Annotated in this window: 9 protein-coding genes; 4 read left to right on the top strand and 5 right to left on the bottom strand. The window is 36.0% G+C overall.

Annotation, left to right across the window (positions count from 1 at the left end; translation table 11 throughout):
- Positions 1-61 precede the first annotated feature (61 nt).
- Positions 62-706, top strand: coding sequence for a non-canonical purine NTP pyrophosphatase (locus V5N68_RS00675; RefSeq protein WP_332065272.1), 645 nt, complete (start codon positions 62-64; stop codon positions 704-706).
- Positions 706-1,905 carry a radical SAM family heme chaperone HemW gene (gene hemW / locus V5N68_RS00670; RefSeq protein ID WP_332065271.1) on the top strand — a complete coding sequence of 400 codons (1,200 nt, stop codon included), beginning with the start codon at positions 706-708 and terminating at the stop codon, positions 1,903-1,905. The genes V5N68_RS00675 and hemW overlap by 1 nt, the downstream gene beginning before the upstream one ends.
- Before the next feature lie 46 nt (positions 1,906-1,951).
- Here hemW and dapE read toward each other — a convergent pair whose 3' ends face one another.
- The 3 genes from dapE to V5N68_RS00655 all read right to left on the bottom strand — a co-directional run bounded on the left by dapE (position 1,952) and on the right by V5N68_RS00655 (position 4,930).
- Complete coding sequence (dapE, locus tag V5N68_RS00665; protein ID WP_332065270.1) at positions 1,952-3,124, bottom strand: succinyl-diaminopimelate desuccinylase; 1,173 nt, start codon at positions 3,122-3,124, stop codon at positions 1,952-1,954.
- Positions 3,125-3,351: 227 nt separating this feature from the next.
- Positions 3,352-4,098 carry a M48 family metallopeptidase gene (locus V5N68_RS00660; protein ID WP_332065269.1) on the bottom strand — a complete coding sequence of 249 codons (747 nt, stop codon included), beginning with the start codon at positions 4,096-4,098 and terminating at the stop codon, positions 3,352-3,354.
- A 52-nt stretch (positions 4,099-4,150) separates the two neighbouring features.
- A complete protein-coding gene (locus V5N68_RS00655; protein ID WP_332065268.1) occupies positions 4,151-4,930 on the bottom strand; it encodes an alpha/beta hydrolase in 780 nt (259 codons plus the stop codon).
- Positions 4,931-5,112: 182 nt separating this feature from the next.
- On the opposite strand from V5N68_RS00655, the gene infC reads away from it, so the two are divergent.
- Together infC and V5N68_RS00645 are read left to right on the top strand one after the other, a co-directional pair.
- On the top strand, positions 5,113-5,631 hold the full coding sequence (gene infC, locus V5N68_RS00650; RefSeq protein ID WP_332065423.1) for a translation initiation factor IF-3: 519 nt from the start codon (positions 5,113-5,115) through the stop codon (positions 5,629-5,631).
- Between the two features lie 243 nt (positions 5,632-5,874).
- Entirely contained in the window at positions 5,875-7,632 is a 1,758-nt protein-coding gene (locus V5N68_RS00645) for an ABC transporter ATP-binding protein (protein ID WP_332065267.1), read from the top strand.
- Positions 7,633-7,666: 34 nt separating this feature from the next.
- Here V5N68_RS00645 and V5N68_RS00640 read toward each other — a convergent pair whose 3' ends face one another.
- Together V5N68_RS00640 and V5N68_RS00635 are read right to left on the bottom strand one after the other, a co-directional pair.
- Positions 7,667-12,313 carry a translocation/assembly module TamB domain-containing protein gene (locus V5N68_RS00640; protein ID WP_332065266.1) on the bottom strand — a complete coding sequence of 1,549 codons (4,647 nt, stop codon included), beginning with the start codon at positions 12,311-12,313 and terminating at the stop codon, positions 7,667-7,669.
- Positions 12,313-14,274: an autotransporter assembly complex protein TamA gene (locus tag V5N68_RS00635; protein WP_332065265.1), complete on the bottom strand. Its 1,962-nt coding sequence runs from the start codon at positions 14,272-14,274 to the stop codon at positions 12,313-12,315. The genes V5N68_RS00640 and V5N68_RS00635 overlap by 1 nt, the downstream gene beginning before the upstream one ends.
- Positions 14,275-14,606 lie beyond the last annotated feature (332 nt).

Genomic DNA, 14,606 nt, shown 5'->3' with positions numbered 1-14,606 from the left:
GTTTAAGCTTGCTTTTACTATAGTAAAGAGCTTCCTTCTTTTTATTCCCGGAGAAATGTACATGAGAAGCATAATAACAAAAAAACTTGTCATCGCCACACATAATGCCGGAAAATTGCGGGAGATTACTACATTGATTGCGCCATTTGGTTTAACAACGCAATCTTCTAAGGAGATCGGTCTGCTTGAACCAAAAGAAACAGGAACAACATTTGAAGAAAATGCCTATATAAAAGCCTTTTCAGCTGCAAAAAATACAGGACTGCCGGCTTTATCTGATGATTCTGGTATGGAAGTTGATGCATTAAACGGTGCACCAGGTGTTTATACAGCTGATTGGGCTGTTGAACCTAACGGCACACGTAATTTTTTAAAAGCTATGCAAAAAATAGAAGATGAACTTCAAAAAGTTAAAGCCTATACAAAGAGTCAACGTAAATGTCGATTTATATCAGTCATCTGCATTGCATGGCCTGATGGTTATGCTGACTATTTTCGTGGCAGTATCGACGGCACATTTGTTTGGCCTCCATGCGGAGATGAAGGTTTTGGCCTTGATCCTGTTTTTCTACCAGATGGATACGAAAAAACCTTTGGAGAAATGTCAATGGAACAAAAGCATGGTTGGAAACTTAATGATAAAACACCCCTCTCACATCGCGCACGTGCTTTCAAACTTTTAGCAGAAAATCTTCTAACATTGTAATGAATGAATCTTTCGGTATTTATATTCACTGGCCTTTTTGCACAGCCAAATGTCCTTATTGTGACTTTAATTCGCATGTTCGAATCAATGGAGTTGATCAGCCTCGTTTCGTAAAAGCTTTTGAACGCGAAATGGAAACCCAATATAGCAAAATAGGTCCACGTCGTATCACAAGTATTTTTATTGGCGGAGGAACCCCCTCCCTTATGACACCTCAAACTGTCTATGATTTATTGCAAGCTATTGCAAAAAAATGGACCGTCGATAATAAAGCTGAAATCACACTAGAAGCCAATCCATCAAGTGTAGAAGCAAAACGTTTTCATGGATACCGTGCAGCAGGAGTCAATCGTTTGTCTCTAGGAGTGCAAGCACTCAATGACAAAGCACTGCGAAAACTTGGTCGTCTTCATGATGTGCAACAAGCTCTTGATGCTATTACATTAGCACGGAAAATCTTTCCACGCTTGTCCTTTGATTTAATTTACGCTCGCCCTGAGCAAACACTTGAACAATGGAAATGTGAACTCTTGCAAGCCATTGATTTAGCAGCAGATCATCTTTCCCTTTATCAATTAACTATAGAAGAGGGAACTGCCTTTAAACGGCTTTATGCCGCAGGAAGACTTACCCTTCCAGCATCAGAGCTTGCAGCAAACCTATACCACCTTACCCAAGAAATAACCACTATGCATGGACTTCCTGCCTATGAGATATCAAATCATGCAACTCCTGGCGCTGAATCGGCTCATAATCTCCTTTATTGGCGTTATCATGAATATGCAGGGTTTGGCCCAGGGGCGCATGGGCGCTTTATTAAACGTCCACTGAATAATTTTCATACTCCTTCAACAATATCCTCATCTCAAATAGAAAACGACAAGCGTTCTGTGACGATAAACGAAAAATATCCTGAACATTGGCTTGAATTGGTAGAAACTACAGGACATGGTTGTATTGAAACAGAACAACTAACGAAAAAACAACAAGCCAGTGAAATGCTCATTATGGGCTTACGGCTTTCTGAAGGCTTAGATATTATACGTTATGAAAAATTAAACTCCAATAGCCTACCAATGGAAAAACTTATTACTTTACAACAACAAGGGCTAGTAGAAATGATAGGAAACAAACGCTTAAAAGCAACACAAACAGGACGCATCCTTCTTGACTACATCATTAACCAATTAGCAAACTAAAACCTTCCCAAGCCTCGTTGCCTGTCATCCAACAAAAATTATTTTCCTATGCAAAAAAATCAACAATGAAGCGTTCATAAATAGACGTGAGGCTTTCCATTTCCTCAAGAGCCACACACTCATCCACCATGTGCATAGTCTTTCCTGGTAAACCAAATTCAACGACTGGGCAATAATCCTTAATAAATCGTGCATCAGAAGTACCCCCTGAAGTTGAACATTCTGGTATATTTCCTGTCACACTTACAATAGCATTTGACAAAGTTTTAACGAGTTTATCACTCTTGGTCAAAAAAACACTACCCAAACTTTGTAGCCATTCAAGTTGATAATAAGGTAATTGATCACAGTTATTGTTTGATTGTACTGCAGCAAGGCGACCTTCAATTTCCTTAACAAGTGTTTCTTTTGTCCACAGATCGTTATAGCGTATGTTAAAACGAATTATCGTTTGCATTGGAATAACATTCACTGCAGGATTACCTGTATCAATTGTCGTTAATTCCAAATTACTGGGTTGAAAGCTATCTGTTCCTTGATCCAACGCAGTTTGTGTTAACGCTTGAATAAGCTTACTTGCTAAAGGTAATGGATTAGCCGCTCGCTCAGGAAAAGCAACATGACCCTGGAGACCTTTAACTGTAATGATACCAGAAATCGATCCACGGCGACCAATTTTAATCACATCACCAACGGTTTTTACACTTGTTGGTTCTCCCACAAGAGCTGCGGTCCATTTTTCGCCTTTTTGTTCCGCCCACTTTAGAAGCTTCACCGTACCATTAATAGCAGGACCTTCTTCATCACCAGTGATCAAAAAACTTATCATGCCTTTAATAACTTGTTTTTCAAGAACCCGAGCTAACGCCGCAATAAAGCACGCAATCGCACCCTTCATATCAACAGCACCACGGCCATATAGCTTTCCTTGATTTATCACGGCTTTAAAAGGAGGATAGGTCCAACTTTTAAGCTCACCTGGCGGTACAACATCAGTATGACCAGCAAACATAAGGTGAGGGCCCTCTTTTCCCATCTTTGCATAAAGATTTTCAACATCTTGCGTATTGTCATCTGAAAAAACAAGGCGATTAATATTAAATCCCATTCTTTTTAAAAACTGTTCCAAAGTTGATAAGGAACCTGCTTCATAAGGTGTAACAGAAGGGCAACGAATAAGTGCCTGTAATAGCGGAATAGGATCTGTAAGGACAGACATAAGAGCTCTTCCAATCTGTGAATCAAAAATTGTGAGAAGTTATTAATTTGAATTACAAAAAATATAAAGTAAAAACACAAAAAACATCCAATAAAATAAATTGTGTAGAAAGAAACAATCATACTAAAAATTCAAACTTTAATGATTGTCCCCTCATCATTTAAAGAAAAAAATGATGCTAATATTAAGTAAAAGGCTCCCTTAAACACTGCTCATTCAAATATTGTTTATACTTCCAATTTATATGAATTAAAATTAATAGCATGCAGCATATGACCATTTTTCTTTAACCAAAAACGATAATCTTTACTATTGGGATAAAGTTTTTCGCAAATATCCCAGAACCTTGGTCCGTGATTCATCTCAATAAGATGAGCTACTTCATGTACAACAACATATTCCAAAACCTCTTTTGGCGCCATAACAAGACGCCAAGAAAAAGAAATTCGACCATCTACTGAACAAGACCCCCAGCGACTTTTTGTATCTTTATAATAAATCGATTTAACTTTGCGATCTATTTTTTGTGCATAATATGTTACCAATGGCGCTATAATGAGCGCAGCTTGTTTTTTTAAAAAATCTGCAACACGTCTTGGCAAATATTCTAATGAACCATAAACAACAATTTCAGGTCCTTGTCTCGCATTGCCTTTAATGATTTCAGTCATCCCACGTCCTTCTTTATGTCTTACAGTATGTGAAACACCTAATAAGGAAATTATTGTACCTTTTCTAACATAAAAACTTTCATGAAAAAATTTCATGCGAGCAAGACGTTGCTCAACCCATGATCGATGCTTTTCAATAAAATCCTGAACTGAACAAAAACTTGCAGACGAAGGTATTGTAACACAAATTCTTTGATGAGCTACATCAATGCGTAATGTGAAATGACGAGCACATTTGCTCTTTCTTACCTGCAGAGGAATAACATGGTTACAGAAAACGAAGTGCTTTTCCTGAATAATCATGAATCATGTCTTCACTATAACTATTATACTATCCAATAAATTTTTACTCTTCTTATTTTGCATTAATTCGATTAATCAACGATTTTAACACTGTTTCAAGACAGTCTAAATCCTGTGGACGCGAAAAGCGATGATCTGCATCACGAACAAGTGTCAATGTGACATCATGTAGAGGTAAATGATCCAGTAAAGTCAATGTATGCTGGTAAGGTATCTTGTCATCTTCCATTCCTTGTAAAATATGGGCTGGACACCCAACGTCAATACATCCTTTCATAACACAATTATCGCGTCCATCTTCAATCAATGCTTTTGTATAAAACATTGGCTCTTCATCATCCACTTTAGGTTGTTCAATATATCCTTTTTCTTCTAAAATCTTCCATTCTGCCGAACCCAATGCTGGTTCCACTAATGTTTGCGTAAAATCGGGAGCTGGCGCAATCAACACCATACCAGCAAGCATTTTACTTTTTTGCGCTAGTATCGTAGCAAGCCTTAAAGCAATCCATCCCCCCATAGAAGAACCAATTAAAATTTGTGGCCCTTCACAATGAGATTCAAAAACCGCTAAACTTTCCTCAACCCAACGTGAAATTGTTCCTTGAAAAAAATCCCCCTCAGACTCTCCATGACCTGAGTAATCAAAACGCAAACAGGATAAATTATTTTTTTGTGCAAACGTATCAACCATCATCGCTTTTATCCCTAACATATCGCTACGATAACCAGATAACCAAACCAAACCAGGAGAATGACTGCCTTTACGATGACGTACTGCCAGAGCAGTGTTCTTAAAAGAAAAAAAATGGCTAGAAATATTTTGATCCATTATACTGTTCTCCATAAAATAATTTTTTACTTATAAAAGAAAAACTTAAATCAAACGCAGAAGCAATAATCAAATAATAAAAAAAGAACGAATTTTAGTTGTTTTTCTGTGCATAATTATATATTAAATACACTATAGATGAATCGAAATTAGGGAGCATGAACATTCGCAGACCGTTTAAGATGACACCTACCCAGAAAGATGGGCCACGTTCAAATCAAGATATTCGGGTTCCCTGTATTCAGCTTATTAATGACGAGGGACAGCATCAGGGAATTGTTTCAATACAAGAAGCGCTTGCTATGGCTGCAGATGCGGGGCTTGATTTGGTTGAGATTGTACCAAATGCAGAGCCACCAGTATGTAAAATTATTGATTTAGGTAAGCTGAAATATCAGACTCAGAAAAAAGCTGCTGAAGCACGAAAAAAGCAGAAAGTCATCGAAGTCAAAGAGATTAAGATGCGTCCAAATGTTGATGTTCATGATTATGAGGTTAAACTGAAAGCTATTCATCGTTTTATTGATAATGGCGACAAAGTGAAGATTACTTTACGTTTTCGTGGTCGAGAAATGGCTCACCAGGATCTTGGATTGAAACTTCTTCAACGGGTTAAAGAAGATACAAATGGTGTTGCTAAAATCGAATCTGAACCAAAACTTGAAGGTCGCCAAATGATGATGGTAATAGCGCCTAAATAATCTTGATTAAACTAAAGTGATCGATAACGTAAAATTTATCAACGTAAATGTATAAATATGATTTTAAAAGTTCTACATATAATATTGTAGGACTTTTGATATTTATAGGGCTTGTGGATTTTGTGATTTGTACATAGAAGCTTTCTTACAAAAGGCTTTTTTTTACCGTAAAAAACTAAATGTCTTTAAATAAAGAATGCCTTAACATTGTATAAACAAACGATAAAGTGATAAAAGTTTTCTATGGGTAAAAAACGAATTTCCTCCTTTGATAAATATCTTATCATTCGTCTTTTACGAGAAAATTTTTATAAACATGCACGTTGGTACTCTGCAGCCATTTTTTCAATGATCATCATCGCCTGTACAACCGCAGCAAGCGCATGGATTATACGTGATGTTGTCAATTATATTATTGACGCACAAAATTTTAGTATGATTGTTTTTGTTTCTGGCCTCATTGTATTTATTTTTATCCTCAAAGGAATTGCAACCTTTTCCCAAACTTATTTTCTAAGTAAAGCAGGCAATAGTATTGTCGCTGAACAACAACGCAAAATTTACGCACATCTTATGAAACAAGGAGTCTCTTTCTACCAAAATAATACATCATCCGACCTTCTTGTCCGCATAACCCACAATGCTACAGCAACCCGTAATATCATTGATACCATTATTACAACTTTTGTACGTGATTTTCTCTCTGTTAGTGGTTTGTTGTTCGTCATGTTTATTCAAAGCTTTACGTTAATCTCGATGACTTTAACGGTAGGACCTCTGGCTTTTTTAGGAATTAGAATAACTTTAAAACGTGTTCGTGGTCTTATGGAAAAAGAACTTCTTTCACTGAGTGAAATTATCAAAATTGTACAAGAAAGTACTGTTGGTATTCGAGTGATTAAAGCTTTTTCTTTAGAAGAATTAATGCAAAAACGCATGAACAAAGCTGTTCGTGATGTTGAAAAGCAAGCAAATAATATCGCAATGCTTGAAGCCATTACAAGTCCGATGATAGAAACACTCACAGGTATCGCCATTGCCGGTATTATTTGCTTTTCTGGTTATCTTGCAAGCCAACATGAAGGCGTTCAAGGTGAACTAATGTCCTTTATTGTAGCGTTACTTCTAGCATACGAACCTGCAAAAAGATTAGCAAATATACGTGTCAAAATTGAGTCTGGCTTAGTTAATATTCGTACGATGTATGAAATACTTGATCACCCTCTTACAGTTATAGAACATGCAGAAGCTAAAGATTTAGATAGCACCCAAGGCTCTATTTGTTTTGAACATGTCTCTTTCGCATATACCGATAACCAAATGGTATTAAAAGATATCAATTTGGAAATAGAACCAAAAAAAATGACTGCTGTGATAGGACCATCAGGCTCAGGGAAATCAACTTTTATTAACCTTATTATGCGTCTCTATGATCCCACACAAGGACGTATACTAATCAATGGTCGGGACATCCGCTACGCTACATTTCATTCTCTTCGAAGTCTCATAGCTTATGTAGGACAAGATACTTTTCTCTTTCAAGGAACTGTCAAATATAACATCGGACTTGGGAAAAAAGGAGCTAATGATGACGAAATCATTGAAGCAGCTAAAGCAGCCAATGCTCACAACTTCATCATGACGTTGCCAAATGGTTACGATACACAAATAGGTGATAATGGTAATAATCTTTCAGGTGGACAAAAACAACGACTCGCCATTGCCAGAGCAATACTTCATGATAGTGAAATTTTAATTCTTGATGAAGCAACAAGTGCATTGGATTCACAAACCGAAGCACAAATTAATGAAGCTCTGCACCATCTCACCAAAGAACGTACGACTATCGTTATTGCTCATAAACTTTCAACAATTGCCCGCGCTCATAAAATAGTTATCATCCAAAGTGGACAACTAATTGAACAAGGAGCACCCCAAGAATTGCTGAAAAAAGAAAATAGCTTTTATAAAAAGCTCTATAATATGCAATTTTTAAAATAAATATTCTAAAAAATGTTATTTTAAAACATCAACTTCAATAATCTTTTTCATAAAATAAACCAACACTAGAGTTTTTTTCATTCCCTATAGCGCCCTTAGCTTTAAGATTACGTGAAATATCCAAATTAATTGTTCCCTTTGTTGTTCCATCTGAATCTGCTTCAAATCCCAAATAAATGTTATTGTGTATATAGCGTCCTATACGTAAACCGGTATTTCCCTTTTCATCAATAACAACATCAAGATCATCAAGACCAATTTTAGTTCTTAAAGCATCCCATAAAGATATATTAGAAGCACCAACAAGATTAGCAGCAGCCGCTGCAAGTTGAGCAATCTGAAATGGAGATAATTCACTAAGAGAGCGATTAAAAATTAAACGGGCTAAAATTTCATCCTGCGGCAAATTAGGTTGTGAAGAAAAATTAATATCGAGATTATCAATAGTTCCACTTACAATTACAGTGACATGAATATCGCCACTATTATTATTTGTTACAAAATAAACTGTAGGATTAAGATTACCACTAAAGCTTGTATATCCTTGATCAAAACTAAGACGTTTGGAAAGAATATCAAAACGTCCACGAATCATCTGAAACTCTCCAACTGGATGCACATCATTCAATGGCCCTGTCAAATTAATGCGTCCCCCCAACTCCGTATCTAAACCTCTCCCACGTACAAAAAATTGATTGCGTGCGGTAATACGCATATTTAATCGCACAACTGATGAAGACTCTCGAGAAACACCACGTTTTTTATTGTAGCTTTTTACATCAGCGCGTTCGAGCGTTTTTTGGATTAATTTGGTCAAATTCTTATTTTTAATATCAAGGAACTTTGCATTAACAAAATTATCAGGAACAATAATTTCCGCTTTTTCAACTTCGACATCTCCACCAATAACAAGATCACCAAGAAAATGACCCCCCACTGTCACTTTACCTGACAATGTTGCAAGAATCATAGAACCATCATTATAATTGGCATGATCAAGATGAACGAGCAAATCTGTTTGCAAATCATTTGTAATACGACCTGATACAGAAATACCTCCTCCACTAAACGAAGAAGCAGAGGATTTTTCTATAAGAATGTGATCACCATTTAATTTTCCTTCAAGCGTTATATTATTCAATCCTAAATTTATTTGTGAATCAAAAAAACTTCCATCAACTATAGAAAAATATCCTATTAGCTGTGGTTTAAATAATGAACCGCTTATAATCGTATCAATTTTGGCTACGCCCGTTACACTGGCACCACGCTTAGCTAACAATAAATCAAAAAAAGCAAGAGGCACTGCCCCTTTTACATTCAATCTAACTTCTGAATCATTTAAAGAAACAGGCCCATTTATGGAAATATCTAATCCTTTATCTCCTGTTGCTATCATATTCTCAATATGTAGTGTAGACTCTTTATAAGAACCATATGCACTCATATTTACCGACATAGGCCCTTTATGTGTTATGATATTCACACTTTGACTAGAAAGATTAAAATCAGCAAATGGCTCTTTCACTGTTCCACTGATATTGATTTTTCCTGTCACCACTCCTCCAAGAGCTTTCCCCTCAATAAAATTATTGGCTAAACGTGTAGACACGTTTTGCAAATTAACATGAATATCAAGTTTCTTTTTATCTAAAGACACATTCCCTTTCGCTTGCGCCTGGATTCCCTCTCCTATTAAATCTGCATTTACAGTTAAAAGTTTGTTGACCGTTTTACCTGTAGCAGAAAGAGCAAAAGGCATTATTTTTTTATCTTGAAGAGCAATAGTTGTGAGATCTTCACCTTTTAAATCATAGCTCAGATCAGGTTTTTTCAAATCACCTCGAATTATAACTTGCCCTGTTACAACACCTGCAGCTCCAAGATTTTGTTTCCAAAGATTGGCCAAAGAAACGGGAAAAGCATTCATTGTAAGATGTAGATTGAGTGTATCATAAAAACTTCCCGTAAGATTAACCTTCCCTCCATTAACAAAAAACCCTAATTCATTTACGATCACCCCATTTTTATCAAAAATAATCGTAGCTTTTTTTGATAATGTTGCATGAAGATTGTGCTGTTTTACATCAACAGTTTCAATTTGTACTTCTTGTTTTATATCTTCTGGAAATCCCATCACAGTCATATGACCAGAAAGCTGTACATTTGTATTATTGCGCAGCATCGCTTGAAAAGAAAAAGCTGTTTGCTCATTATTGCAGGTAGAACGAGCATTTAAGCGATTAACCACCACCCAAGGTGTCTGGATATGCTCTGCATTGATAAAGCCCTCAAACTGAGCCATGTTAAACAGATCAAATATATCAGCTTCTACTGCCAATTTTTTAATTTTATTGTTTGCAAAATTTAAATGATCAGCACGCACATTTAGATTAGCTTTTTGTCTGTTATTGTATTTATTAAAAATAAAATCTCCTTTTATTTTCCCATTTCCTTCTTGTAAAAATAATGCAGAAAGAACTGAAATGTCATCGGCATCAATATGCAAAGCCCCCTTCAAAAAACCTTCATGCGACTGAGAAACGCTGCCTGTGATTTTTGCATTTCCTGCTATAAAATTGATATTCTGGATATCTCTAACCTGATCAGAATTTTTAAAAGAAGCAGATAAATATAATGGCTTTTCAGCAAAAACTCCTTCACCTTTTATATATCCTGTTAAATGAGAAGAAATAGGCGATGTATTATTAACAAGCGCATGAATTGAAAATGTCGTATCTTGCAGTTTTTTTCCCATTAAAAATGCTTCAACAATATGAGTACGTGTACTAAGTTTTATGAGGTTATTGTGCCCTTTAGCAGTACTTTGAATCGTAAGAGCACCACTCATCTTAGGATCTAACATAGAAAGATCAGATATCTGAGTAACTATACCCATTTTAGCATTTTCATTTGAAAAATATCCATTTGCTTTCACTCTTGCATACTGATTTTTCAAATACAAATGACGTAAAACAAAACCCACCCTATTTCGAGCAATCCCTCCTGAAACAGAAAGGTTCCCTTTTAGTAAACGATCAAAGGGCCCCATCCCTATTTTCAGGTTATCAGCCATACCTGACAGTTCAAGATCAAAAATGCCACTCATTAAACCAATAGTGCCGCTCGCTTTAATATTTGCACCACCAGAAAACTCCCTCCCACTTAATAAATACAAAGGGACTAACGCTTCAGCTTTTAAACCAAGTTTTCCTTTAAAAACAAAATGATCCATTTTTCCCTTTAACCAAGCAGAAAAACCCTGAGCTGTAATACTAAAATCATGTATCATAACCGGTCTTCTAGAAACAATATCCGTATCTAAATGCACATGAACTGTTGGACTTAAATCCTCTTCCAAATTGCCTTTAGACTTTATAACTCCATGAAGTATTCCATTAATCTGAATACCAACATGACGATCAGATACCTTATCAAGATTTTCACTCACCCCTCCCATATCAAAAACAACATCACGAATATATATATTGTTATTGCTCACATTATGTGCAGTAAGCTGTCCCTTCCATGACTTCTGTCCTTCACGACCATAGTCAATAGTTAAAGCCAAACTATCAATACGTGTTGATGCCTTCAACATTGGCAAGTGTTTAGGATCATATCCTTCATTAAGAGCTATTTTTCCATCAACAAAAAGTCGCCGTAAAAATCCATCTTTTGCTATTTCTGCATTAGCGACAATATTCATCATTTTCCCCTGAATGACCATATCATCAAGATATGCTACACCTTCTTTTGTCACCCTTGCCTTTGCTTTTAATGTGATATCAGATTCAAAGAAACTGCGATATTGTGTAGGCACCAAAAGACCAAGCGTTCCCACTAACTCTGTCGAAAGATTGTAATCTTCTGAAACATTTGTAAGAATGATATTACCGTTTAAAATAGGATTACGATCTGCCTCTAAATAAAGCTTGACGACTAAATCATCAAAAGTACCATCACCTTTAACAGATAAATTCAATGCAGGACGCTTTTCAATATCAAGAATATTGGTCACAATGCCATCTGATGGTTCATAAGCAGAAATATCAATTTTGGCTGTATGATTATTTTTAGATATCTTCGTTACAAAAGAAAAAGAACCTGGCTTATCTAAACGATGAGCTTCTATATCAACATCTAAATTACCATTGGCTAAAATTAAATGTCCTTTCGAGGATACATCTGCAATAAAACCAAAAAGATTTTTTTCAAGCGCTACACGCTTAACTGAAAATGTATTGACAAAAATAGAAAGAGGAAACTTAGGTAAAGAAAACTTACCTTGCTCAAGAGAAGAAACAAAAGAAGAACCTTGCGATTTACGTAAGAATGTAACCTGCTCCACAAAAATTTGATTAATTTCTACACGCCCTCTTAATAAGGCTAAGCGATTCCAATCTATTTTTGCATTAGCAATCTTAAGCAAAGCTCCTTTTTTATCACTAACGGTAATAGAACCAACTGATACCTGAGAAGACAATACTCCATGTACATTCCGCAAACGAATCTGACGGTTGGGTGTTGAAAGTTTATGTTCAAGAAAAGAAATAATCCATGGATGATCACCTGCTACCATTTTACTAAAAAATGGACCCCCTCTCTGCACAAAAATAAGAATACCTACGAAAAGGAAAAAAACAAATAAAAAAACCCAAAAACGTCCTATTTTTTTCATCAAAATGCTTGCCCTATACCCACATAAAAACCAATGCGAGGATCACCTTTTTCTCGCTTTAAAGGAAAAGCTAAATCAACACGTAAAGGACCAATACCTGTCATATATCGACCTCCAATACCAACTCCCCATTTCATTTTTTGAAAAAAATCAAAGGACGCTTTTTCCCCTACGATACCCCCATCAACAAAACTAACAAACCCTATCTTATCATTTAAAGAAAGACGTAATTCTGCTGACCCCTCAAAAAGCATACGTCCACCAACAACTGCATTATTTTCCGTTTTGATACCGATATTACGATAAGTATAACCGCGAACAGAACCACCACCACCAGCAAAAAAGAGTGTATCTGAAGGAACTTGTTCTGTATCGCTCCCAATAATTGTCCCTACTTTTGCTCTCGCAGCTAAAACAAAACGATCTTTTTCATCTAGCGACCAATAAGAACGACCTTCCACAGTCATTTTTGATATAAAATTACTAAAATTCATTTCGTAAAAAGGCTCAAAAGTAACTTCACCATATAAACCCTTTGTTGCATTAAGCCTGCGATTACGCCCATCGTAAATCAAACCACTCGGGAACCCAATTATCGTGAAATTACGGCTTCCAAAATAAATATCGTGTGAATGATTTTTAGAAACTTCTACAGCAACCTGACCTGATAAATTATTATTGAAAATATGTGTAATACCTAATTTTCCTTTGATAGCTCTTGTTGTGTAATTATCTAAAATATCTTGTTGCACTTTTAATTCTGCTCTAAAATCTGTATCAGGAGTGAATATACCAGGCTTTATAAACATACCTCCTAACATGTAATCAAAGTTTTTAGGATCATACGATTGCTCTTTATTTCTACCAATACCGTTTATTTTTGTCTCTATTTTCAGACGTTCCGCATGACCAAAAAGATTATTATGGATCCAATAAGCTTCAAAACCTGCACCATCTAATGTTGAATAGCTACCGCCAGCACCAAAACGTCTTGGTTTACGCTCCTCTAAAATAAGTGTAAGCGGCAAACTACCATCAGGATTAATTGTATCAGCTTCACGTATATTGACAGAGTGGAAAATATCAAGTCGAGTAAATCGTTGATTAACTTCTTCTAACGCATCAGAATCGTATTGTTGTCCCTCCTTTAATCTTGTCATCCATGCAATATAGGTTGAATCTATACGTGGCCTCTTACTTACATTGCGCACAGTTAAAGGACCATAATGAGCCTTTTGTCCAGGATCGACTATAATCTGCGCGTTAACAAGATGGGCAGCATGGTCAGCAACCACTTCACGATCAAAAATTTTTGCTTTGGCATAACCTTGTTGACGCCATCTTTTAATCGCCCACATTTCTGTTTTAAGAATAGTCTCAGATTTAGCCACAGCTCCAACTTTATAATTCAATTCTTCAAGGGGAGACATTTTACCGGCTTTACGTTCTGAAAATGTTGAAGATTCACTGATATGAGCAGCACCAAAAACATATTGTGGACCAGCATTAACAGCAATAACGATATTGGACATTTTGGGCAGCTGGGTCACAGGACTTAAGTCAGCAACTTCTAAGCCATTAATCTTAATATTAATGACACCACCATAACGCCCATCAGCATAAAGAGCAGACAAAATTGCGCGATAATCTGAACGGGCTTTCGCCAATAAACCAGAAGAACTGGATAAACCCTTACTTTGATCAGCAACAAGAGAAGAAACAGCCTTAACTATTTTAATACCCTCTGGAGGAGCATATGGTGGCGCTATAACTTCAACTGTATAGAATTTTTCTGTACCGCTAATTTTTAAAAAAGAATTTTCCTCCTTTTTATCAAACAGAGAAATACCAAAAATCTCAAATGCCGTAAGCGGCTGCGGAAATGCAACAATTAAACATAGACCTACAAATACACTCTGTACGGTTCCTGATTTCAACAAAATTCCTGCCCGATATATCATTAAATCAGATACCTTTAATTACACTTTACAAATAACACAAAAAAAGAAAGATCAATACATCCACTTTGGATATTTCACATATTTGATCACATAGAATGATCTTTTTTACTGAAATGCACGATGCCCAACCCCATTCCTTTTCAAGCAGCTTGAACTGCTGAACAAAACAAATAGCCTCTCTTTCTTTTCCTTTAGCATATTCATTTATGTCATTTTAATATTTTCTTGAATTGTGTGTTAGCATGGTTAACTTCACACAAACCTCATTTATGTTGCGCCATTTTATATAGACCTTCTTACCCCAAAAGCCATATAAACACTTCTTGATTTTT

Source organism: Bartonella eidoli, from assembly GCF_036576145.1.
In the GTDB taxonomy this organism is placed as follows: domain Bacteria; phylum Pseudomonadota; class Alphaproteobacteria; order Rhizobiales; family Rhizobiaceae; genus Bartonella.
This window is presented reverse-complemented; position numbering and strand designations above follow the sequence as displayed.

Excerpts from the sequence above, each read along its gene's own strand:
- V5N68_RS00675 (WP_332065272.1), top strand. The coding sequence starts at position 62 with ATGAGAAGCATAATAACAAAAAAACTTGTCATCGCCACACATAATGCC.
- hemW (WP_332065271.1), top strand. The coding sequence starts at position 706 with ATGAATGAATCTTTCGGTATTTATATTCACTGGCCTTTTTGCACAGCC.
- dapE (WP_332065270.1), bottom strand. The coding sequence starts at position 3,124 with ATGTCTGTCCTTACAGATCCTATTCCGCTATTACAGGCACTTATTCGT.
- V5N68_RS00660 (WP_332065269.1), bottom strand. The coding sequence starts at position 4,098 with ATGATTATTCAGGAAAAGCACTTCGTTTTCTGTAACCATGTTATTCCT.
- V5N68_RS00655 (WP_332065268.1), bottom strand. The coding sequence starts at position 4,930 with ATGGATCAAAATATTTCTAGCCATTTTTTTTCTTTTAAGAACACTGCT.
- infC (WP_332065423.1), top strand. The coding sequence starts at position 5,113 with ATGACACCTACCCAGAAAGATGGGCCACGTTCAAATCAAGATATTCGG.
- V5N68_RS00645 (WP_332065267.1), top strand. The coding sequence starts at position 5,875 with ATGGGTAAAAAACGAATTTCCTCCTTTGATAAATATCTTATCATTCGT.
- V5N68_RS00640 (WP_332065266.1), bottom strand. The coding sequence starts at position 12,313 with ATGAAAAAAATAGGACGTTTTTGGGTTTTTTTATTTGTTTTTTTCCTT.
- V5N68_RS00635 (WP_332065265.1), bottom strand. The coding sequence starts at position 14,274 with ATGATATATCGGGCAGGAATTTTGTTGAAATCAGGAACCGTACAGAGT.